The sequence below is a fragment of the Rahnella sp. BCC 1045 genome, assembly GCF_019049615.1.
Lineage (GTDB): Bacteria > Pseudomonadota > Gammaproteobacteria > Enterobacterales > Enterobacteriaceae > Rahnella > Rahnella contaminans.
On the sequence record NZ_JAFMOZ010000124.1, the window covers coordinates 23,808 to 46,613 of the forward strand.

At 52.9% G+C, this 22,806-nt stretch carries 17 protein-coding genes; 8 read left to right on the forward strand and 9 right to left on the reverse strand.

All coding sequences use genetic code 11. The features are described 5' to 3' along the window. Window positions 1–2 precede the first annotated feature (2 nt). Window positions 3–278: a cell division topological specificity factor MinE gene (gene minE / locus J1782_RS11485; RefSeq protein WP_152327067.1), complete on the forward strand. Its 276-nt coding sequence runs from the start codon at window positions 3–5 to the stop codon at window positions 276–278. A gap of 353 nt (window positions 279–631) precedes the next feature. Here minE and rnd read toward each other — a convergent pair whose 3' ends face one another. The 5 genes from rnd to J1782_RS11510 form a co-directional block, all read right to left on the reverse strand. After that, window positions 632–1,753 carry a ribonuclease D gene (gene rnd / locus J1782_RS11490; RefSeq protein WP_217153182.1) on the reverse strand — a complete coding sequence of 374 codons (1,122 nt, stop codon included), beginning with the start codon at window positions 1,751–1,753 and terminating at the stop codon, window positions 632–634. 92 nt (window positions 1,754–1,845) lie between these two features. Continuing rightward, complete coding sequence (gene fadD, locus J1782_RS11495) at window positions 1,846–3,543, reverse strand: long-chain-fatty-acid--CoA ligase FadD (protein WP_217153183.1); 1,698 nt, start codon at window positions 3,541–3,543, stop codon at window positions 1,846–1,848. A 320-nt stretch (window positions 3,544–3,863) separates the two neighbouring features. Beyond that, window positions 3,864–4,496, reverse strand: coding sequence for a Slp family lipoprotein (locus tag J1782_RS11500; protein WP_152327064.1), 633 nt, complete (start codon window positions 4,494–4,496; stop codon window positions 3,864–3,866). Window positions 4,497–4,558: 62 nt separating this feature from the next. Continuing rightward, window positions 4,559–5,260, reverse strand: coding sequence for a tRNA (adenosine(37)-N6)-threonylcarbamoyltransferase complex dimerization subunit type 1 TsaB (tsaB, locus tag J1782_RS11505; protein WP_152327063.1), 702 nt, complete (start codon window positions 5,258–5,260; stop codon window positions 4,559–4,561). 72 nt (window positions 5,261–5,332) lie between these two features. Continuing rightward, window positions 5,333–7,246: an ATP-dependent DNA helicase gene (locus tag J1782_RS11510; protein WP_217153184.1), complete on the reverse strand. Its 1,914-nt coding sequence runs from the start codon at window positions 7,244–7,246 to the stop codon at window positions 5,333–5,335. A gap of 144 nt (window positions 7,247–7,390) precedes the next feature. On the opposite strand from J1782_RS11510, the gene J1782_RS11515 reads away from it, so the two are divergent. Continuing rightward, window positions 7,391–7,735: a RidA family protein gene (locus J1782_RS11515; protein WP_101080008.1), complete on the forward strand. Its 345-nt coding sequence runs from the start codon at window positions 7,391–7,393 to the stop codon at window positions 7,733–7,735. Between the two features lie 66 nt (window positions 7,736–7,801). Here J1782_RS11515 and J1782_RS11520 read toward each other — a convergent pair whose 3' ends face one another. Together J1782_RS11520 and zwf are read right to left on the reverse strand one after the other, a co-directional pair. Next, window positions 7,802–8,443, reverse strand: a complete 642-nt coding sequence (locus tag J1782_RS11520; protein ID WP_217153185.1) for a bifunctional 4-hydroxy-2-oxoglutarate aldolase/2-dehydro-3-deoxy-phosphogluconate aldolase — start codon at window positions 8,441–8,443, stop codon at window positions 7,802–7,804. A gap of 203 nt (window positions 8,444–8,646) precedes the next feature. Beyond that, window positions 8,647–10,122 (reverse strand): glucose-6-phosphate dehydrogenase, encoded by a 1,476-nt coding sequence (gene zwf / locus J1782_RS11525; RefSeq protein WP_152327060.1) that lies wholly within the window; start codon window positions 10,120–10,122, stop codon window positions 8,647–8,649. A gap of 410 nt (window positions 10,123–10,532) precedes the next feature. Here zwf and J1782_RS11530 point away from each other — a divergent pair, with 410 nt between their 5' ends. The 6 genes from J1782_RS11530 (at window position 10,533) to J1782_RS11555 (ending at window position 20,320) form a co-directional block, all read left to right on the forward strand. Next, window positions 10,533–11,402, forward strand: a complete 870-nt coding sequence (locus tag J1782_RS11530) for a MurR/RpiR family transcriptional regulator (protein ID WP_152327059.1) — start codon at window positions 10,533–10,535, stop codon at window positions 11,400–11,402. Window positions 11,403–11,635: 233 nt separating this feature from the next. Beyond that, entirely contained in the window at window positions 11,636–13,078 is a 1,443-nt protein-coding gene (gene pyk / locus J1782_RS11535) for a pyruvate kinase (protein ID WP_152327058.1), read from the forward strand. 633 nt (window positions 13,079–13,711) lie between these two features. Beyond that, entirely contained in the window at window positions 13,712–15,280 is a 1,569-nt protein-coding gene (locus tag J1782_RS11540) for an aspartate aminotransferase family protein (RefSeq protein WP_254303057.1), read from the forward strand. Between the two features lie 13 nt (window positions 15,281–15,293). Continuing rightward, complete coding sequence (locus J1782_RS11545) at window positions 15,294–16,619, forward strand: lysine N(6)-hydroxylase/L-ornithine N(5)-oxygenase family protein (protein WP_217153186.1); 1,326 nt, start codon at window positions 15,294–15,296, stop codon at window positions 16,617–16,619. 14 nt (window positions 16,620–16,633) lie between these two features. Further along, window positions 16,634–19,018, forward strand: coding sequence for a GNAT family N-acetyltransferase (locus J1782_RS11550; protein ID WP_217153187.1), 2,385 nt, complete (start codon window positions 16,634–16,636; stop codon window positions 19,016–19,018). 81 nt (window positions 19,019–19,099) lie between these two features. Beyond that, window positions 19,100–20,320, forward strand: coding sequence for an MFS transporter (locus J1782_RS11555; protein ID WP_152327054.1), 1,221 nt, complete (start codon window positions 19,100–19,102; stop codon window positions 20,318–20,320). Window positions 20,321–20,379: 59 nt separating this feature from the next. Here the strand turns inward: J1782_RS11555 and lpxM are convergent, their stop codons facing one another. Then, entirely contained in the window at window positions 20,380–21,360 is a 981-nt protein-coding gene (gene lpxM, locus J1782_RS11560; protein ID WP_217153188.1) for a lauroyl-Kdo(2)-lipid IV(A) myristoyltransferase, read from the reverse strand. A 92-nt stretch (window positions 21,361–21,452) separates the two neighbouring features. After that, entirely contained in the window at window positions 21,453–22,787 is a 1,335-nt protein-coding gene (gene mepM, locus J1782_RS11565) for a murein DD-endopeptidase MepM (protein ID WP_165057806.1), read from the reverse strand. Between the last annotated feature and the right edge of the window lie 19 nt (window positions 22,788–22,806).

The window sequence follows — 22,806 nt, forward strand, 5'->3', positions numbered from 1 at the left end:
CCATGGCATTGTTAGATTTCTTTCTGTCCCGCAAAAAATCGACAGCCAATATAGCCAAGGAACGGCTACAGATCATCGTAGCCGAACGGCGTCGAGGGGATAGTGAACCGTCGTATTTACCTGAATTAAAACGTGATATTTTGGCGGTCATCTGTAAGTACATTAAGATTGACCCCGAAATGTTGCAGGTTCAGTTCGAGCAAAAAGGTGACGATATTTCCGTACTGGAACTCAACGTCACCTTGCCAGAGTCAGAATCGGAAGACGCGCCTAAATGACAGCAGTCTGCCTGCAGGTGTTTCTTTCAGCATAGCGCCCCCTGTTTACTCAGGGGGCTACTCAATTTTTTTCCCTGATTTCCGCCCACCTGCTTATTTCCCCTGGCAACACCACTGTATGTATCCCCACTAAAGAGATTGTTCCGCGCTCTGCTCTATTTATTATCTGAAATTATGATTAAGACTCATCCCATTTAGCCTGGCGGTTAATATCCTTAATGTGATTTCATCCGCGAACATTTCCCGGGCGCTATTATTTAAATATGCGGTTAACCAAAAACAAAAAGGCGGAGAAAATCTCCGCCTTTTAATTTAAGTTTTCGTATTCAGTTATTTTGAACGCGGTAAGCTCATCAATATTGACTGAGAATTTCGTTCAGCCTTTCAGCAAGAAGTTTTCCTCTCCAGCCGCTGATTAATTCCGGCTGTGATTCCTTCTCTTTTAACTTCCAGTGACGACTTAATAACTGATTGATCTGGCGACGTGAGGCCAGTAACTCGACGCTTAACCCGCTTTCTTCACTCACGGTCTGGATCAGCGCTTTGATGTCTTTGAAGACTTTGCGATAACCCGGCTGATCAATCAGATTCGAAATGGGAGCCGGTAAATCGTCTTCCGGCAATGCCTCAGACTCTTCCACCAGCGCCAGCAACGTGCGGCCATGGTAACGGATTTCCGGGCCGCTCAGGCCAAGCGCTTCAAGCTCACCCAGCGATTTAGGCTGATAACGGGCTACCTGCCAGAGGTTTTCTTCACGCACCACAAAGTTGACGGCCAGGTCACGCTGACGTGCCTGAGTGAGCCGCCAGGCGGCCAGCAACTTCAGGCAACCCAGTTGACGCGGACGCAGCTGGAACGCATTGCCGATTTCCAGATAAGCCAGTTCAGGTTGAAGAACCTCTTTACGACGGCGGCACAACGCCAGACATTCATCCTGCGCGGCATCCATCCAGCCAGCTTCTTCAGTTTCACGCATCAGCTTGTCGGCCAGCGGCAGAAGATACCAGACATCGGCAGCAGCGTAGACACACTGTTTTTCGCTCAGAGGCCGGGCAATCCAGTCGGTGCGCGATTCGCTTTTATCCAGCTCCACGCCGGTCGTTTCTGCCACCAGACGGGCAAACCCGCAAGACAGCGGACGTCCGCTGAAGGCGGCAAGAATTTGCGTATCAATTAGCGGAGAAGGCATCACGCCAAAAGCGTTCAGGAAAACTTCCAGGTCTTCGCTGCCGGCATGGAGAAATTTCACGACATCAGGATTGACCAGCAAATCGATAAAAGGCTGCCAGGCGGTAATCGGCAACGGGTCAATCAGCGTCAGCCGTTCACCGTCGAACAGCTGGATGAGCCCGAGTTGCGGGTAATAAGTGCGGGTACGGACGAATTCGGTATCCAGCGCAATTTTGCTGTGCGCTTTGGCCTGAAGACAAACCTGCTCCAGCGCGTCATTGGTCGTGATCAACTGATAATTCAAATCTTAATTCTCTTAATATTAATGCGTTATAACGTGACAACGCCGGACAAATCCGGCGTTGAGAGTGACCATCACAGCGCAGCGGGCAAACGTTACGCCGCATCCTGCTTAGGATCGTCCTTCGGTTTTGCCTGCTCATCGCGAAGTTCGCGTCTGAGGATCTTACCGACATTTGACTTCGGTAACTCATCGCGAAATTCAACAATCTTCGGTACTTTGTAACCGGTTAATAACCGGCGGCAATGTGCCAGAAGTTCTTCGCTGGTCAGTGACGGGTCTTTCTTCACCACGCAAATTTTGACGATTTCACCTGACGACTCGTTTGGCACACCAATGGCGGCAACTTCGAGCACCTTGTCATGTTGTGAAACCACCTCTTCAATTTCGTTAGGGTAAACGTTGAAACCGGAAACCAGAATCATGTCTTTTTTGCGATCCACAATCCGCAAAAAGCCCTGCTCGTCCACTGTAACGATATCGCCCGTCGATAACCAGCCATCTTTTAGCACCTCATCGGTCGCTGAAGGCCGTTGCCAGTAACCCAGCATCACCTGCGGCCCGCGTACCCACAGCTCTCCGGGGTTACCCGGCGCAACATCCTGGCCGTTATCATCCACCAGACGCACTTCCGTAGAAGGCACCGGTAAACCGATGCTACCGCTGTAATGTTTCAGGTCGTACGGGTTACCCGCGACCAGCGGCGAACACTCCGTCAGGCCATAACCTTCCAGCAAATGCTTGCCGGTCAGTTTTTCCCATTTATCGGCAACCGATTTTTGAACTGACATTCCGCCACCAACCGATAGGCGCAGCGTCGAGAAGTCCAGCTCACGGAAATCTTCGTTATTGAGTAACGCGTTGAACAACGTATTCACCCCGCTGATAGCGGTGAACGGATATTTCGACAGCTCTTTCACCATGCCCGGCACGTCGCGCGGGTTGGTGATCAGCAGGCTTTTTCCCCCGAGATCGAGGAACAGCAGACAGTTCACTGTCAGCGCAAAGATGTGATACAGCGGCAGCGCCGTTACCACCAGTTCATGGCCAGGTTGCAGCAACGGTGCGTACGCTGCTTTTGCCTGTTCCAGATTGGCCTGCATGTTCCGGTGTGTCAGCATCGCGCCTTTCGCAACGCCGGTAGTTCCGCCGGTGTATTGCAAAAACGCCAGATCGTCATTGATGATATCGGGTTTGATATATTGCAAACGGCGCCCGTATTGCAGGGCACTGCGGAAGGAAATAGCATTCGGCAGGTGATATTTAGGCACCAGCCTTTTGACATATTTGACGACAAAATTAACCAGCGTGCCTTTTGCTGCAGAAAGCTGATCGCCCATACGGGTCAGGATCACATGCTTAACCTGTGTTTTGTAGACCACTTTTTCCAGCGTGTGGGCAAAGTTGGACACAATCACAATAGCGCTGGCACCGCTGTCATTGAGCTGATGTTCCAGCTCGCGCGGCGTATACAGTGGATTGACGTTCACCACCACCATGCCCGCACGCAATACGCCAAACAGCGCAATCGGATATTGCAGCAGATTAGGCATCATCAGGGCCACGCGGTCGCCTTTTTTTAGCCCTAACTGGTTTTGCAGATAGGCCGCAAAAGCACGACTACGTTCCTCAAGTTTACGGAACGTCATGACCTCACCCATGTTGATAAACGCCGGACTGTCTGCATAACGCAGCGTGGCATTTTCAAACATCTCGACCAGCGAGCTGTAGCGGTCAGGATCGATGTTCTCGGGAACATCTGCCGGATAACGTTTTAGCCAAACCTTTTCCAAGGTATCACTCCTGAAATCATGTACTGTTGCCATCTCAATTCGACGAGTTTTATCACGTCTTTAACAATATTTTAACTCAGCTTACCAGTTGTGTTTCAAACAATGTCGAGGTTGAGAGGCGGGTCACTTTTTCTGCGCCCTTCGTTAGCCAAACCGTCCGTGGCTTAAAAAGAAAAAGGCGGCAATTAAGCCGCCTTAACAACGATCTTGTCTGTCTTTACTTTTTCGGCGGCGGCGGTGGCACCGGATGTCCCGGTGCCGGCCTCATCGCAGCCGGAGGTGGAGCCCGGTGCGGAGGCGGCGCGCCGTGATTGTGCCGGTTATTCGGTGACGACACTCTGGACCCGTGCGGGCCCCATGTCATACCAGCCGGGCCCCCAACCGGGCCCAAACCCTCGCCCCCAACTGTCGTACGGTCCCCCGTAACCCCAGCCCCACGGCCCCATCGGCTGAGGCGGCATCACCACCTGTTGTTCGATACGCCAGCGTTTATAACTGTTTACGCTGATAGTCACGAAATCATAGGACGACTGCCCTACTGTGCCTTTTTCAACGCCGGTAATCGGACCAACCACGGTCACGAGCTGATTGCGGTAATCCACCGGATCGACGAAACCGTTGATGTAAGCCATGATGCGGCCACGCGACGCCGCGCCCAGAATAGGTCGTGCCCCGTCATCAAGCGGCATTGTAGCGATTTCGAGTCGCGTTTTATTTTGCAAATTGGTGACTGCCACTACCTTGCCACCAAAACGTGATTCCTGACCGACATACAGACTCGGCGCGCCCTGCACCGCCTGTAAATTCATTTGCGGCGTTGCCGTGGTCCCGCGGATTTCATCCGGAACGGTGACACATCCTGACAACACCAGAACGCTTAGCGCAACAGCGCTCAACGCCCATTTTTTACCTGTCTGAACCGAAAACTGCTGGACTGCTGACCACTTACGCATTGCGATGACTCCTGTGCATACTCTTTTTTTTGACCACTTTTAAGTACACAAGTTGCGGTAACTTACCGGCCCGGCAGCTTTTTCCACGTAACTTCGTTGCGCAGATAAGTGGGTTCAGCATCTTCAGGATTTACGCGAACGCCGTTTTCCCAGAGCTGGAGCGCCAGCGGCAGCATATCTTCCGCGTGCGGTAGTAACATTTTGCCATCAAATAATTCTGCAACCGGAGATTCACCCAGCAAATGTGGATAAGCTTCCCAGCCGGTGCCGACGGTCGCAAAACGGCCGGTCAGTGAGCCGGCCTGTTCGATGAGTTGTTCAGGTTTGATCACTTTCTCGGTGTTTTCACCACTCCAGTCACCCTGAGCGTTCCGGGAGAATTCGCCCCAGTACACTTCGCCCATGCGCGCATCGATGGCGGCCAGCACGTTTTCAGCGCCAGTCTGGCGGTAAGCGCCCTGCGCCATGGTCTGTAAAGTGGAAACCGGCAGCAAAGGCAATTCAGCGCCCAGCGACAATCCCTGCGCCATGCCGATACCGATACGTACGCCGGTAAAACTGCCCGGCCCGCGGCCAAAGGCCAGAGCATCGAGCTGATTCAGCGTCAGGCCCGCTTCGGCGAGGATCTGCTGCACCAGCGGCAAAATACGCTGCGTATGTTCGCGGGCGCAGAGTTCAAAATGAGCGAGCGTCTCGCCCTCATTGTATAGCGCAACCGAACAGGCTTCTGTCGCCGTATCAATTGCTAAAATTCGCGTGGACATGCCAAACCTCAGGCGGGGAAATGAATAAGTTAGGGCCTTTTTTCGGGGCGCTATCCTAACATAACGTGAAGGCTATTTCTGCTCTTCCACGTTCTGTAAAAAGCGTATCGCTTGTGTAAGATCACGTGTGCGCGGCGTCGGCGGCAAACTGTTGAGGAAAACTTCACCATACGGGCGCATTACCAGCCGGTTGTCGCAAATCACCATCACACCCCGGTCAGAAGTATCACGAATTAAACGTCCGACCCCCTGTTTCAGCGTGATGACCGCATCCGGTAATTGTACGTCATTGAACGGATCGCCGCCGCGCAGGCGACAGTCTTCAATACGGGCTTTGAGCAGCGGATCGTCGGGCGAGGTGAACGGCAGTTTATCGATGATGACGCAGGACAGCGCATCGCCGCGCACATCCACCCCTTCCCAGAAACTGCTGGTCGCGACCAGTAAGGCGTTACCGGCTTCGACAAATTGCGCTAATAGCTGGCCTTTACTGGTTTCGCCCTGCAATAAAACGGGCAGCGTCAGGCTGGCCCTGAATTCCTCGGCCAGTTCACGCATCATTTTGTGTGACGTACACAGGAAGAAACAGCGGCCTTTATTGGCTTCGATCAGCGGACGCAGCATACGCGCCAGCTGTTTCGAACTGCCGTTCACGTTCGATTCAGGCAGAAAACGGGGTACACACAATAATGCCTGTTTGGCGTAATCAAACGGGCTGGGCAGCAGCAACGTTTCGGCTTCGTCCAGTCCGAGACGTTCGGTAAAATGGTGGAGCTGATCGTTCACCGAAAGCGTTGCGGACGTAAAAATCCACGCACCCGGCTTTTCTTTCATCATTTCGCTGAATTTATCGGTGACCGACAGCGGCGTCAGTGCCAGAACAAAATGACGGGAATTACATTCGTACCAGTAGCTGTAGCCGGGAATCGAAACATCTTTCAGGCGCTTGAGACGGTTGCGGTACAGCGTGGCGCGCTCAAAGGCGGCGTCCAGCAAGGCCGAGCGTCCGAGAGACAGTTTGACCACGTCGTAGCAAAGCTCCAGCGCGTCATCGAGCAACAGCAGAGCGCGCTGGATAGCGGGCTGATTGAGCACGTCGCGCAGATTACCGCGAAAACCCGGCTCACCGAGTGCCAGACGAAAATCCATTGTGCTCTGGCTCAGGCGGTCAGCGCTTTTCTGCAATTGCACCGAATCACGCACTTCCGTGCGGTAAGCGATGGTGATGTCTTTCGCCATATCCAGCAACTGACGGCTGGTTACCTGCTGGCCAAAATACTGGCTGGCGATATCGGGGATCTGATGAGCTTCGTCGAAAATCATCACGTCGGCCTGCGGGATAAGCTCACCGAAGCCGCTCTCTTTGACCACCATATCAGCCATAAAAAGGTGATGGTTAACAACGACGACGTCCGCGTCCATCGCCTTACGGCGGGCTTTGACGACGAAACATTCTTTGTACAGCGGGCAGTCGCTGCCCAGGCAGTTATCGTTGGTGCTGGTTACCAGCGGCCAGACAAAGCTATCTTCCGGCACTACGGTACAGGTGCTGATATCGCCCTCTTCCGTGCTGCTCGACCAGTGACGCAGATGCGCAAGTTCGCTGAGTGCCTGACTGGCGAGATCGCCGCCGGAAAGTGACTGCTGCTCCAGGCGTTCCAGACACAGATAGTTAGAACGCCCTTTGAGCAACGCCAGACGGCCTTTGAAATTCAGCGCACTGGCCACTTTGGGCAAATCGCGGGAATACAGCTGATCCTGTAAGTTTTTCGAACCGGTTGAGATAATGACTTTTTTGCCGGAACGCAGTGCCGGAGCCAGATACGCATACGTTTTACCGGTACCAGTACCAGCTTCCACCACCAGGCCTTGCTTACCGCTGATGGCTTTGCTGACGGCCTGCGCCATCAGACGCTGAGGTTCACGGGGTTTAAAACTTTCAATTTTCTGCGCCAGTGCGCCGTCTGTTGCGAAATCGTCTGTCACTCTGTCTCTCTACCTGTACGGATCAGCAGTGATTATGCCAACCGAACGCCCTCACCGCCACCGCCATCTGCCAATCCAACGCAGCAAACCTTTGTGTTACCCTTACCACCATCAATAAAAAGTGACTAACAGGAGCACAAAAGTATGACTATCGAACGGATCCGACCTGAGCCGCGCATGTCTGATGTGGTCATCCACAACGACACCATTTATTACACTGCAGTGCCGGAAAATCTGGATGCCAATGCAAAAGATCAGACCGCTGAAACGCTGGCCATCATTGATGCCGTACTGACAGAAGCCGGTTCAGACAAGAGCAAAATTCTCGATGCCACGCTGTTTCTGGTTCACAAGGAAGATTTCCCGGCAATGAACGAAGCCTGGGATGCGTGGGTGTCTCCGGGTAACGCGCCGGTTCGCTGCACCGTGCAGGCAAACCTGATGAACCCGAAATACAAAATTGAGATCAAGATTATCGCTGCACGTTAATCGCTGAATTTCAGACATAAAAAAACCTCCCGCGGGAGGTTTTTGGGTTATAAGGGGAACGCTTTATCAGGCTTTTGCGCCCGCAACGGCTTCTTTTGCCAGCTCAGTGATACGCGCGTAGTCACCGCTTTCCAGCGCATCGGCTGGCACCAGCCAGGATCCACCGATACATAGCACGCTTTTCAGCGCGAGATAATCCCGGTAGTTCGCCGGTGAAATCCCACCGGTCGGGCAGAAACGCACTTGCGGGAACGGACCGGCAATCGCCTGTAACGCTTTCACGCCGCCGTTGGCTTCCGCCGGGAAGAATTTGAATTCACGCAGACCGGCATCCAGACCCATCATCAGTTCCGATACGGTGCAAATGCCCGGAATCAGCGGGATAGAACCGGCGTTGGCTGCTTTCAGCAAAGCGTCTGTCAGGCCTGGGCTAATCGCAAACTGTGCACCCGCTTCGGTGACTTCGGCCAGTTGTTCAGGATTGAGAACGGTACCCGCACCAATAATGGCGTCCGGCACTTCTTTGGCAATCGCACGGATTGCGTCCATCGCACAGGCAGTACGCAGCGTCACTTCCAGCACTCGCACACCACCGGCAACCAGCGCTTTCGCCAACGGAACGGCGTGTTCCAGTTTGTTGATAACAATCACAGGAACAACCGGCCCTGAGGTCAGAATTTGTTCCGCGCTTGTTTTCCAGTTTTTCATCTTGTTCTCCGTTCATGCCCGCAGGCATCGTTGTGATTGATGGCGCGCCCCTGCCACAGGGTCTGGCAACTTTTCAGAAAGAAAAAACGTTGCCAGAAACCGACCACACCCGATTGGACGAGATACTACTATTCCTAACTGCTAAAAGAATTGATGTGACATAAAAAAACGCTGCACAGGCAGCGTTTTTAAAGGATGACCGGTTACTCGAACTCGTTCCAGGAACGGCCGTCACGGGTAATCATGGCCACAGAAGCCACCGGTCCCCATGTACCGGACTGATACGGTTTTGGTGCTTCACTTTCCGCTGCCCACGCATTCATGATGGAGTCGACCCATTTCCAGGCTTCTTCCACTTCGTCACGACGCACGAACAGCGCCTGGATCCCACGCATAGTTTCCAGCAGCAGACGCTCGTAAGCATCAGCGATGTGTTGCTCGTTGAAGGTTTCGGTGAAGCTCAGGTCCAGTTTGGTTGTCTGCAAACGATGTTTGTGTTCCAGACCCGGAACCTTGTTCAGCACTTCGATTTCAATACCCTCGTCCGGTTGCAGACGGATGGTCAGTTTGTTCTGCGGCAACTGCTGGTAAGAATCACGGAACAGGTTCAGCGCCGGGCTCTTGAAGTACACCACAACTTCTGAACATTTGGTCGGCAGACGCTTACCGGTACGCAGGTAGAACGGCACGCCAGCCCACTGCCAGTTGTCGATATCCACACGGATAGACACAAAGGTTTCGGTGCTGCTGGTTTTTTTCGCGCCTTCTTCTTCCAGATAGCCCGGCACTTTTTTGCCTTGTACAAAACCGGCTGTGTACTGGCCACGCACTGTATTTTCGCGCACGTTTGACTGGTCGATGCGGCGCAGGGAACGCAGCACTTTGACTTTTTCATCACGAATACGGTCGGTGCTCAGATCCGCCGGTGGCGACATGGCAATCATGGTCAGAATTTGCAGCAAGTGGTTCTGGATCATGTCGCGCATCTGACCCGCGTCATCGAAATAACCCCAGCGGCCTTCGATACCCACTTCTTCCGCAACGGTGATCTGCACATGATCGATAGTGCGGTTATCCCAGTTGCTGGCGAACAGGTTATTGGCAAAACGCAGCGCCAGCAGGTTCAGTACCGTTTCTTTACCCAGGTAATGGTCGATACGGTAAACCTGAGATTCGGCGAAGTATTCCGCAACCTGATCATTGATGACCTGAGAAGACTCCAGAGAGTGACCCAGTGGTTTTTCCATCACAACGCGCGCAGGTTCTTTGTTCAGCCCGGCTTCACCCAGACCACGGCAAATCGCACCGAAGTGGCTTGGCGCAATCGCAAAGTAGTTGATGGTGGCGCGGTTTTGCTGGTCAAGCATTTTGCCCAGCACTTTGAAATGCTTCAGATCATTGACATCAAGGTTACAGAAATCAAGACGGGCACTGAGTTTATCCCACAGTTCCGGATCAATTTTTTCTTTCATGAAGGTGGTCAGTGCTTCTTTAACCACTTCGGTATAGGCCGCTTTGTCCCATTCCGCACGACCAACACCGATGATGCGGGTGTCAGGGTGAATGTGACCTGCTTTCTCTAACTGATACAGGGAAGGCAACAGCTTACGACGCGCAAGATCGCCTTTTGCACCGAAAATTACCAGATCACAAGCCTGGGCTGTCTGAGTTACCGCCATGTTCTTCTCCTCAATGCAGGAATACCTAATCTATTTCTGGTTGCCTTTGCGTGAGCTGCAACTCGAATTATCTCGGGTACATATTGTAATTTTATTTCAGCAACAATGTACTCTGATTGCCCGTAAGCCGTAAACCTTGATCTGACAGCGTGATAACTTGCTGATAAAACCCTGTTTTTATCATACGAATTCCAGACCTGCTTAAAACCGACCACATTCTGTAATTTTATGACAAAACTGAACAGAATTTACCATACTGAAAGTTAGATCTCGGTCAAACTCTGACAAAAAAAGCCGTAAATTCGCCTGACTGACGCTGCCAACGGCCTGAAGCGCGTAGTATATTTTCATCAAATCAGAACGATTTCCTCTTTTCAAAGAAATCGTTGAAACCTATGAGTGGCATGCTTATGAATACATTGGAAAAAATCCAGACCAGCCTTGACATTCTGAGCAAGTCAGAACGCAAAGTTGCAGAAGTTATCCTCGCATCGCCGCACATTGCTATTCATTCAAGTATTGCCACTCTCGCCCGTATGGCCGACGTCAGTGAACCTACTGTAAACCGTTTTTGCCGTCGTCTCGACACAAAAGGGTTTCCAGATTTTAAACTGCATCTGGCACAAAGTCTGGCAAACGGTACACCTTATGTGAACCGTAACGTGGATGAAAGCGACAGCGTCAGCGCTTACACCAGCAAAATCTTTGAATCTGCTATGGCAAGCCTCGATCAGGTGAAAAACACCCTGGACATCGCCGCCATCAACCGCGCCGTCGATTTACTCACACAGGCGAAGAAGATTTCCTTCTTTGGGCTTGGAGCTTCCGCCGCCGTCGCGCATGATGCCATGAACAAATTTTTCCGCTTCAACATTCCCGTGGTCTATTTCGACGACATCGTTATGCAACGCATGAGTTGCATGAATTCCAGCGAAGGCGACGTCGTTGTGCTGATTTCTCACACCGGGCGTACCAAAAATCTGGTGGAACTCGCGCACCTTGCCCGCGAAAACGATGCCACGGTCATTGCTATCACCTCTTTTAATACGCCGCTGGCGCACGAAGCCACGCTCGCCCTGCTGCTCGATGTGCCCGAAGACACCGACGTTTATATGCCGATGGTCTCGCGGATTGCACAACTGACGCTGATCGACGTGCTCGCCACCGGTTTTACCTTGCGCCGTGGCGCAAAATTCAGAGATAACCTGAAGCGGGTCAAAGAAGCGTTGAAAGAATCGCGCTTTGATAAGGGGATTGTCGTCCCTAACCTGTCTGAATGACATCACCCTGTGCGGCAGGCAGCAAATCATTCATTAAACATATTAATTGAGCACCAACGATTTAATAGGGAGTCTGGCGGAAAATCTACGCGCAAAGTGCGCAGGACAAATGTCAGACATGAGGTCAGCGGGTCACACAGGTGAAACCCTTTTGTATTACAATTACACCTCGACCCAATGTGGACCCGCTGTTTTTTGCACAATAATTGCTTCACCAGTTAACGGAGTAAGGCATGTCCAGAAGGCTCAGAAGAACCAAGATTGTTACCACCCTCGGTCCTGCAACTGACCGCGACAATAACCTCGAAAAAATTATTGCCGCCGGTGCAAACGTTGTACGTATGAATTTCTCCCACGGCACCCCTGAAGACCACATTCTGCGCGCCAACAAAGTGCGTGAAATCGCCGCCCGTCTTGGTCGCCATGTGGCTATTCTTGGCGATCTGCAAGGGCCAAAAATCCGCGTATCGACCTTTAAAGAAGGCAAAGTGTTCCTGAATGTCGGCGACAAATTCCTGCTCGACGCCAACATGAGCAAGGGTGAAGGCGATAAAGAGAAAGTGGGTATCGACTACAAAGGTCTGCCTGCCGACGTGGTGCCGGGCGACATTCTGCTGCTTGATGATGGCCGCGTGCAGCTGAAAGTGCTCGAAGTCCAAGGCATGAAAGTGTTCACCGAAGTTACCGTTGGCGGCCCGCTGTCCAACAACAAAGGCATCAACAAGCTGGGCGGCGGTCTTTCCGCTGAAGCCCTGACTGAAAAAGATAAAGCAGACATTATTACTGCGGCCAAAATGGACGTAGATTATCTGGCAGTTTCATTCCCACGCACGGGCGAAGATCTTAACTACGCACGCCGTCTGGCACGCGATGCCGGCTGTAATGCGCAAATCGTTTCTAAAGTTGAACGTGCTGAAGCCGTCGCGTCCGACGCGGCGATGGATGACATTATTCTCGCTTCCGATGTTGTGATGGTGGCCCGTGGCGACCTGGGCGTTGAAATCGGTGACCCGGAACTGGTGGGTATTCAGAAAAAACTGATCCGCCGTGCCCGTCAGCTTAACCGCGCTGTTATTACCGCGACGCAGATGATGGAATCGATGATCACCAATCCGATGCCAACCCGTGCGGAAGTCATGGACGTCGCGAACGCCGTGCTCGACGGAACCGACGCCGTGATGCTTTCTGCTGAAACGGCTGCCGGACAGTATCCGTCAGAAACCGTGGCTGCGATGGCGCGTGTTTGTCTCGGTGCGGAAAAAATCCCAAGCATCAACGTTTCCAAACACCGTCTGGACGTGGAATTCGATAACATCGAAGAAGCCATTGCCATGTCTGCAATGTACGCCGCCAACCACCTGAAAGGCGTCTCGGCGATTATCTCCATGACTGAATCTGGCCGCACCGCGCTGATGTTGTCACGTATCAGCTCCGGCCTGCCGATTTTTGCCATGTCCCGCCATGAGCACACGCTTAACCTGACCGCCATTTATCGTGGCGTCACGCCGGTCTTCTTCGACAGCGTTAACGACGGCGTCGCAGCCGCTCAGGACGCGGTGAATTTGCTGCGTGATAAAGGTTATCTGCTTTCAGGCGACCTGGTGATTATCACTCAGGGCGACGTCATGAGCACCATCGGCACCACCAATACCAGCCGCCTGTTGCGTGTTGATTAATCTCTAAATGTAATAAAATATAACGTAATGGCCGATTGTTATGATCGGCCTTTTTATTTCCCTGCATTGACTCCTTTTATTCCCCTGCCGTACGAAGGCATTTAACGTTCTTAATTTGATCATTATTTTGCCATCTGGTGGAAATACTCCCCTGCATCTCAACAATACCTTCGTGATAAAAACAAATTACACCTGCACTTATTATGGCTAAATATAACTTTTTGTATCCTAAATGCCACAGGTGAGAGTACGGAATTGAATAACAAATACAGACTTCTCTCATAGGATTAAGAGTATCCAAAGCCAAATTTACTTTTTTATGTGACAGGGATCACATAAAAACATCAAAAACACAGGTATTTGCTAAATGTTCAATGTCGTTATTGAATGATAATGATTTGCATTTATAATGATTCTCAATCGTTAAAACCTTGTATAAATCCGCACAAAGGAAATCAGACAAGACAAATAACCCTCAATTTCTGATAAAGAAAAATAATTAACCATACACTTAACAGGCGTGGGCATAAACCCTGCCTGCTAACGCTTACGTTCACTGAAATTTCCTTAATACATTCGGGAGGCCGCCCCGCGCCTGCTTCCGATGAAAAGGTCAGATTAAAAGGATCCAGAATGAGCCAGATAAATAATTGGGAATTAATGCAGGACAGCGCGAATAACCTTACACCTGCTCAGGAAAAATTAAGCAAAAATCAGGGTTATATCTTTAATCAAAATAGCACCCCGGACTGGCAGGCACAGATTGAGCAAGGTATTGAATTAATTAAGTCACATATTAATCACACCGAAAAGCCTTTTTCGGGTGTCTCCCCTGCCGAATTAGCCGAACAGTTCCGCCATATTGATTTAACCAAACCATTAGACGGAACGCGGCTGGCGCTGGAAGAACTGGATGATTTATATCTTCAGCACGCTGTTTATTTCCATCACCCGAAATACCTCGCACATCTCAACTGCCCGACCGTCGTTCCGTCGCAACTGGCCGAACTTTTTATCAGCGCGATCAACTCTTCTGTGGATACCTGGGATCAGAGCGCAGGTGGCACCCTTATTGAGCAAAAGGTCATCGACTGGACGCTGGCACGCATTGGCTTTGGCGCGCAGTCGGACGGTATTTTTACCAGCGGCGGCACGCAATCAAACCTGATGGCAATGTTGCTGGCGCGCGACAGCCACTGCAAACGCACGCGTCCTCAGCACAGCATCAAATATCAGGGTTTGCCGCCGGAAGCTAACCGCTGGCGCATCTTCAGTTCACAGGTCAGCCATTTCAGCATTCAGAAATCCGCCGCCCTGCTCGGCCTCGGCTATGACGCCGTGGTGCCGGTCGCCTGTGACGACAAATTCCGTATGGATATCAGCGCGCTGAAACAGGAAATCGAACGCTGTCACGCAGAAGGTTTGATCCCGATTGCCATAGTGGCCACGGCGGGCACCACCGATTTCGGCAGTATCGATCCGCTCAATGAAATCGCGGAAATCTGCCGCAAAGAGAAAATCTGGATGCACGCCGACGCCGCTTACGGCTGTGGTTTACTGGTTTCCCCGCAGCATCGCCAGCGTATCGAAGGTATTCATCTGGCCGATTCCGTGACCGTTGATTATCACAAATCCTTCTTCCAGCCAGTGAGTTGCAGTGCGTTTCTGGTCAACGACCACCGCCATCTGGAACACGTCACTCATCACGCGGAATACCTGAATCCGCTGAGTGCAAAACTGGAGGGCACGCCGAATCTGGTCAACAAAAGCATCCAGACCACCAAACGTTTCGACGCCCTGAAAATGTGGCTGACGCTGCGCATCATGGGGCAGCAGGCGCTGGGTGAATCCTTCGATGTGCTGCTGGAACGCGCCACCGAGACCCATCAGCTGATGGAACAAAACCCGAACATTGAAGTGTTGCACAAACCCGAACTGAGCACGCTGGTGTTCCGCTTTGTCCCGCGCATGTCGATGAGTCAGGAGCAAATTGACGCCATCAACGCCGACATCCGCAAAGCCATTTTCCGCGACGGCAGCGCAGTGATTGCCGGAACCAAAGTACATCAGCGCCAGTACCTGAAATTCACCCTGCTCAACCCGACCACCACCACGGAAGATGTCGCCGATGTGATCAGCCTTATCACGCATTACGGTAAAGAACTGACCGCCGCCGCGCTGAGCGCCGCGAAGAACCGCTAACAGGAGTTGCACCATGAGCCTTAATTCCCCTGAACTGAATGCAGATAAACAGACCTACGATTTTATTGCGATTGGCATCGGCCCGTTCAACCTCGGTCTGGCCTGTCTGACGGAGCCAGTAAAAGCGCTGAACGGACTGTTTTTAGATCAAAATGACGGCTTTGACTGGCATACCGGCATGATGCTGGAAAGCGCCCATTTGCAGACGCCGTTTATGGCCGACCTGGTGACGCTGGCCGATCCGACCAGCCCTTATAGTTTCCTCAACTACCTGAAGCAGCAGGGAAAACTGTACTCTTTTTACATCCGTGAAAATTTCTTCATGATGCGCAAAGAGTTCAACCAGTATTGCCAGTGGGCGTGCGAACAGCTGACCAGCCTGCAATTTTCCACGCGCGTGGAGCTGGTGACGTGGGACGCGCCAACGCAATGTTACCTGGTGCAGGCGCGTTCGACCCAAGGCGGCGATAAACAGATTTACCGCGCCAAACGTCTGGTGCTGGGCACCGGTCCGTCGCCGTGGATGCCGGCGTGTGCCCGGGAAGCGGGCAGCAACGTTCATCATTCCAGCGCCTACCTGCCGAACAAAGAGCGGATGCAGCGCTCGAAATCCATCACCGTGGTCGGCAGCGGCCAGAGTGCGGCGGAAATTTATTACGACCTGCTTTCAGAAATCGACAAGTACGATTATCACCTGACCTGGGTGACCCGCGCGCCGCGTTTCTATCCGCTGGAGTACAGCAAACTGACGCTGGAAATGACCTCGCCGGAGTACATCGATTACTTCCATGCCCTGCCGATGAGCAAGCGCGACCAGCTGAACCGCGAGCAAAAAGGCTTGTACAAAGGCATCAACATCAGCCTGATCAATGACATCTACGATCTGATGTACACCAAACGCCTCGACGGCCCGCTGAATGTCGATCTCTACACGCACTCAGAGCTGACCGCGCTGACGGGTAACCGCAAAGGCGAGCTGGAGATGACGCTGCTTCACCACGAACAGCAGCAGGAATATCGTCACCAGACGGAATCCGTGGTGCTCGCCACCGGTTACGGTTATCAGCCGCCGCAGTTTATCGAAGGTATTTACAACCGCATTCAGTGGGATGACGCCGGCCGTTACGCCGTCAACCGCAATTACAGCATCGACGCGAACAATCAGATTTTTGTCCAGAACGCCGAACTGCATACCCACGGTTTCGTCACGCCGGATCTGGGCATGGCGTGTTACCGCAACAGTTCCATTATTCGCGAAATGCTCGGTGAGGAAGTCTATCCGGTGGAAAAATCCATCGCCTTCCAGACTTTCTGCGCCCGCAGCCTTGCAGACAAATAACGGAGAAATAACCCATGTCTGAACTTATACCCGCCCCACTGTTCACCTGCCATCGCGACGCCGGGCAGCTGACATTACGCCCGCTGCATCTGGCAAATGACGCCGCCATCCTGCATGCGTGGATGACGCAGCCTTACGCGCATTTCTGGGGAATGCAGAATAGCAGCGTGGCCGACGTTGATGTTTTCTACCGCGACCTGACTGCCGGAAAACCGCTGGCCGCGCTGATGGGCGAAATCGACGGGCAGCCGCGTTTTCTGATCGAATGCTATCCGGTGCAGGATGATCCATTACGCGATCACTACGACGTTCAGCCCGGCGATATGGGCATGCACATTTTGCTGTCTCCGGCGGATAAACCCGTTTCCGGTTTCAGCTGGCAGGTCTTTTCAGCCGTGATGGAATATCTGTTCAGCCAGCCTGACGTGACGCGCGTGGTGGTTGAGCCGGACGTGCGTAACGAAAAGATCCACAAACTGAATAAGCGCGCAGGTTTCCGCTATCAGAAACAAATTCAACTGACTCATAAAACCGCGTGGCTGGCTTTCTGCCAGCGCGAAGATTTTTTGCAGGCCCGCCAGAAGGAAAAAAAAACCATGACTTCATCTCAGCTGCAATCCGGCCAGCATCTGCAACCGGAAATCTGGGCGAAAGCTAATGCCCTGCTGTTGCGCAAATGCCTGTCTGAGCTGACGCACGAACGCCTGCTCGCGCCGGTCGCGCTGCAAAACAGCGGCACCTGGACCGATTATCAGCTGGCCGTTCCGGCTTCTGAAATTGAATACCGCTTCCGTGCACGCCAGTTACCGCTGAACGACTGGATGATTGATCTCGACAGCATTCAGCGTCTGGATAACTTCACGCCGCAACCGCTGGATGCGCTGAAATTCATCATTGAATTTGCCGGTCAGATTGGTATTTCACAGGCGATGTTGCCGACCTACATGGAAGAAATCAGCAGCACGCTTTACAGCAGCGCGTACAAACTGGCGAACAATCACACGACCGCAAAACAACTTTCTGAAGCTGATTTCCAGACGGTGGAAACCAGCATGACCGAAGGCCATCCGAGTTTTATCGCCAACAATGGCCGTATCGGTTTTGATGCCGGTGACTACGTGCGTTATGCCCCGGAAGCGGCAAATCCGCTGCAACTGGTCTGGGTCGCGGTGCATCACGACAAAGCTCATTTCGCCAGCGTGGAAGGTTTGCCTTACGAAAAACTGATCGCCGAAGAACTGGGCGATGCGCAGATTTGCGCGTTCACACAGCATCTGGTCGATAAAGGTGTGGATCCGAAAAACTACTACTTCATGCCGGTGCATCCGTGGCAATGGCAGAATAAATTACTGACGGTATTTGCGCCGGACATCGCCCGCCAGTTCCTGATTTACCTCGGTGAAGGCGAAGATAATTATCTCGCGCAGCAATCAATCCGCACCTTCTATAACGCCAGCCGCCCGAAAGCCCGCTATGTGAAAACCGCGCTGTCGATTCTGAATATGGGCTTCATGCGCGGCCTTTCGCCGTATTACATGGCGACCACGCCGGGCATCAACGAATGGCTGGCGGAGCTGGTCGAAAACGATTCCTACCTGCAATCCACCGGCTTCAGCATTCTTCAGGAAGTGGCTTCACTGGGTTATCACAACCACTATTTCGAAGAAGCGATTAAGGGCGACAGCGCGTATAAAAAAATGTTTGCCGCGCTGTGGCGTCAGAACCCGGTGGCTCAGTTGCAACCGAACCAGCGTCTGATGACCATGGCCGCGCTTTTACATACCGACAAACACGGCGACGCCCTGATTGTTGAGATGATCAAATCCTCAGGTCTGGCGACCGGCGACTGGCTAAAGCGTTACATGCACGCTTACCTCAGCCCGCTGTTGCACTGTTTTTATCAGTACGATCTGGTCTTTATGCCGCACGGCGAAAACCTGATCCTGCGTTTCGAAAACAACATTCCGGTTAACGCTTTTATGAAAGATATCGCGGAAGAAATTGCCGTGATGAACCCGGATGCGCATCTGCCGGAAAAAGCCAAACGACTGGCCGTTGACGTGCCGGAAGAGCTGAAAATCCTGTCGATCTTCACCGACGTGTTTGCGGGTGTGTTCCGTTTTATCGCCCGTATCCTGGAAGAAAACGGCAATTATCCGGCCGGTCAGTTCTGGCAGGTGGTGGCGGAAGTCGTCCGCGATTACCAGATTCAGTATCCGGAGCTGGCAGAGAAATTTGCCCGTTACGACATGTTTGGCGCCGAGTTCACGCATTCCTGCCTGAACCGTCTGCAACTGGCGAATAACCAGCAGATGATCAACCTGTCGGATCCGGCGCAAAACCTCAAGTTTGCCGGGACGCTGGAAAACCCGATTGCGGCCTATGCGAATAAATACTGAGTCCCGCACGTAAGCACGTTTTTTAGCGCGGCCTGAGAGGGTCGCGCTTTTCTGATTTTTGAGCAATGGAGAAGTCTTGCTATGTCGTCCGTTTCTGAACCCGCCTCTCAGCTGAGCTGGCGTCAGTGGCTGTTTCCGCTGTCGCTGGTGATGTTCGAATTCGCCACCTATATTGCCCACGATATGATTCAGCCGGGTATGCTGCAGGTGATCAGCGACTTCAGCGCCAGCGCCGACTGGGTTTCCACCTCGCTAACCGCCTATTTGTGTGGCGGAATTCTTCTGCAATGGCTGCTCGGGCCGCTCTCTGACCGGCTGGGGCGCCGGCCGGTTTTGCTGACGGGCGTGGCCTTTTTCACCGTCACCTGCTTTCTCACGGTATTCACGCAAAGCATCGAACAATTTATTCTGATGCGTTTTTTACAGGGCATGAGTCTGTGCTTTATCGGCGCGGTAGGTTACGCCGCCATTCAGGAAGCGTTCAGCGAAGCCCTGAGCGTAAAGCTGATGGCGCTGATGGCCAATATCACGCTGATCGCGCCCCTGCTCGGGCCGCTGGCGGGTGCGGCGTTCATTCACTACGCGCCGTGGAAAGCGATGTTTGCGCTTTTTGCGCTGATCTCCGCACTGTCATTCTGGGGCCTGTGGCGCAGCATGCCGGAAACGGCGTCAGGTCGTGACGGGCGTTTCTCGATGCGCCGCTTACTGGCGGATTACCGCGAAGTGTTCACCAATACTGGCGTGGTCACCGGCTCGTTATCGATCGGGTTGATCACGTTGCCGCTGCTGGCCTGGGTGGCGCAGTCGCCGGTGTTGCTTATTCAGGACGCGGGTATGACGCCGTTACAATACGGCTGGCTTCAGGTTCCGGTATTCACAGGGCTTATCACCGGCAACGTTGCGCTGAGTAAACTCAGTGGCAAAGTGCATATCCGCACGCCGGTCTGGCTGGGAATTTTGCCGATTGTGCTCGGGCTTTGCATCAGCGCTTATGCGGCGCTGTTTATGGTGCATGCCTGGTATTGGATAACGGCGGGGCTGAGCCTGTATGCGCTGGGCTCGGGGCTGGTCAATGCCGGGCTTTACCGGCTGACGCTGTTCTCCAGCCCGACGGGCAAAGGCACGGTAGCGGCGGCCCTCGGGCTGATCACCATTGTGGTTTTTGCGACAGGGATTGAACTGGCGAAACAACTTTATTTCGCACAGGGCTACGGCATTTTCATGCTGGCTGGTTTGCTGTCCGGTACAGCGGGAACACTGCTGATTGCGCTGTTTCTGAAACGCGCGGTAAAAGCAGGATAACAAATACAAAAGAGGCTGAGTATTTGCTCAGCCTCTTTCATCTGTCCGATATTTGACGCTTACTTTTTCGGGAAAAGCTCTTTGCGGGAATACGGCTCCGGTTCACCCGGTTTGCGCGTTTTCAGCAATTTCAGGATCCAGGTGTATTGCTCAGGGTTAGGCCCGACCAGCAATTCCACCTCTTCATTCATACGTCGTGCAATCTGGATATCGTCAGCCGTCGCCAGGTCATCCATCGGTGGCCGCACAAAAATGTCCAGACGTTGCTCTTTGCCGTTATACACCGGGAAAAGCGGAACAATCTGCGCGCGGCAGACTTTCATCAGACGCCCTACCGCAGGCAAAGTCGCCTTGTAGGTTCCAAAGAAATCAACGAATTCGCTATGTTCCGCGCCGTGATCCTGATCCGGCAGATAATATCCCCAGTAACCCTGACGCACGGAGCTGATGAACGGTTTGATCCCGTCATTTCGGGCATGCAAACGCCCGCCATAGCGGCGACGCACGCTGTTCCACAGATAATCCGTCAGCGGATTTTTCTGGTTATGGAACATGGCGGCCATAGGCTGACCACTGGCCGCCATCAGCATCGCCGGGATATCCACAGCCCAGCCGTGTGGCACCAAAAAAATCACATTTTTGCCTTCGCGCTGCATCTGGTCGACAATTTCTTTGCCGTGCCAGTGGATACGCTGGGTGATTTTTTTGGGGTCACGGAGTGCCAGCTCCGCCATCATCACCATTGACTGCGGCGCGGTAGCAAACATTTCGTCAATGATATGTTCGCGCTCCGCTTCCGGCGTTTCAGGGAGGCAATACAGCAGGTTGATTTGCGCGCGACGACGTGCGCCTTTGGCAAACTTTCCGGCCAGACGGCCCAGACTGCCTAAAATCGGATCGCGGACTTTCGCGGGCAGATAAGCCATACCGGCCATCGCTCCGACGCCCAGCCAGACGCCCCAGTAGCGCGGATGGTAAAAGGCTTTCTGAAATTGCGGAATAAATTCTACGGATGATCGTTTTTCTTTTTCTGGCTGCATGCTCAGGCTCTTATGACAAATTCTGGTTCAATGATAAGTGCCGTGAGTTATTTTGCAATAAATCACGGCAGCGAATCAGTAAAACCTGAGGTTCAGTCCAGCTTCAGCTGAGGGACGACTTCGCGGACGGTTGCCAGGTAAGTACTGCGATCTTTACCTGTCAGCCCTTCTGTACGAGGCAATTTGGCAGTCAGAGGATTGACGGCCAGCTGGTTAATCCACATTTCGAAATGCAGATGCGGGCCGGTTGAACGGCCGGTATTACCGGAAAGCGCAATGCGGTCGCCACGTTTCACTTTCTGGCCCGGTTTCACCAGCAGTTTGCGCAGGTGCATATAACGGGTCATGTACTGGCGACCATGACGGATAGCGACATAGTTACCGGCCGCACCCCCGTTTTTCGCGACCACCACTTCGCCGTCGCCCACCGCAAGCACCGGCGTGCCGACAGGCACCGCAAAATCGACACCACGGTGTGGCGCCACGCGGCCCGTGACCGGATTCAGACGACGCGGGTTAAAGTTAGAGGAAACACGATACTGTTTACCGGTCGGGAAACGCAGGAAACCTTTCGCCAGCCCGCTGCCGGTGCGGTCGTAGAATTTACCGTCTTCGGCACGCACGGCGTAATAATCTTTGCCGCCGGAGCGCATATGCACAGCCTGCAATTCGCTCTGCTCGTTTTTCCCTTCCAGCACTTCATGGGACATCAGTACCGCGAAATCATCGCCTTTCTGCAATTTACGGAAATCGAGCTGCCACTGGAGCGCTTTGATAACCGCGCTGACTTCACCGCTGGTGAGCCCGGCCGCTTTGGCGCTGGTCACGAAACTGCCGTTCAGCGTGCCTTTAATGACCGAGTCTTTCCACTCGCCTTTCAGGGTTTCCAGTGAAGATTTGAAGGTATTGCCGGAGCGGTCAAATGTGTACGTTTCGCGGCGGGATTTCTCCCACGTCAGGCGCTGTAAATCGCCCGCATCGTTTAACGTCCATGACAATTGCTGGCCGATTTTCAGGTTACGCAAATCACGGTTAGCGTCCGAAAGCGCAGCAATTTCAGACATATCAATACCGTACTGATTCAGAATGCTGCTGAGGGTATCGCCGGTAGAAACCACGTATTCATGAACGCCCGCTTCGTTCGCGGTTTTATCGTCCAGATCGTCCTGAGGAATATCATCGTCAGCCGGAGGCGACTGATCGATAGGTTCACTGGCTTCGGGAAGCAGCGAACGCAATTGCTGGTTATCTAACGTGATGTTTTTAACCAGCGGTTTGGTGTCGGAAAGGTCATTGTCCGGGTGATAGGCTAACGGTTTCCAGACGGCGACGGCCAGTGTGACGACGGTCAGCGACCCCAGCATAATGCGGTGGGGCCGTGGAAGGTTGCTATACGCCAGAGCGATAGATCGGGCTATCAGCTGCACTTAAATTCTGTCCTTTTAG

Excerpts from the sequence above, each read along its gene's own strand:
- minE (WP_152327067.1), top strand. The coding sequence starts at position 3 with ATGGCATTGTTAGATTTCTTTCTGTCCCGCAAAAAATCGACAGCCAAT.
- J1782_RS11500 (WP_152327064.1), bottom strand. The coding sequence starts at position 4,496 with ATGCGTAAGTGGTCAGCAGTCCAGCAGTTTTCGGTTCAGACAGGTAAA.
- tsaB (WP_152327063.1), bottom strand. The coding sequence starts at position 5,260 with ATGTCCACGCGAATTTTAGCAATTGATACGGCGACAGAAGCCTGTTCG.
- J1782_RS11515 (WP_101080008.1), top strand. The coding sequence starts at position 7,391 with ATGACTATCGAACGGATCCGACCTGAGCCGCGCATGTCTGATGTGGTC.
- J1782_RS11520 (WP_217153185.1), bottom strand. The coding sequence starts at position 8,443 with ATGAAAAACTGGAAAACAAGCGCGGAACAAATTCTGACCTCAGGGCCG.
- zwf (WP_152327060.1), bottom strand. The coding sequence starts at position 10,122 with ATGGCGGTAACTCAGACAGCCCAGGCTTGTGATCTGGTAATTTTCGGT.
- J1782_RS11530 (WP_152327059.1), top strand. The coding sequence starts at position 10,533 with ATGAATACATTGGAAAAAATCCAGACCAGCCTTGACATTCTGAGCAAG.
- pyk (WP_152327058.1), top strand. The coding sequence starts at position 11,636 with ATGTCCAGAAGGCTCAGAAGAACCAAGATTGTTACCACCCTCGGTCCT.
- J1782_RS11540 (WP_254303057.1), top strand. The coding sequence starts at position 13,712 with ATGAGCCAGATAAATAATTGGGAATTAATGCAGGACAGCGCGAATAAC.
- J1782_RS11545 (WP_217153186.1), top strand. The coding sequence starts at position 15,294 with ATGAGCCTTAATTCCCCTGAACTGAATGCAGATAAACAGACCTACGAT.
- J1782_RS11550 (WP_217153187.1), top strand. The coding sequence starts at position 16,634 with ATGTCTGAACTTATACCCGCCCCACTGTTCACCTGCCATCGCGACGCC.
- J1782_RS11555 (WP_152327054.1), top strand. The coding sequence starts at position 19,100 with ATGTCGTCCGTTTCTGAACCCGCCTCTCAGCTGAGCTGGCGTCAGTGG.
- lpxM (WP_217153188.1), bottom strand. The coding sequence starts at position 21,360 with ATGCAGCCAGAAAAAGAAAAACGATCATCCGTAGAATTTATTCCGCAA.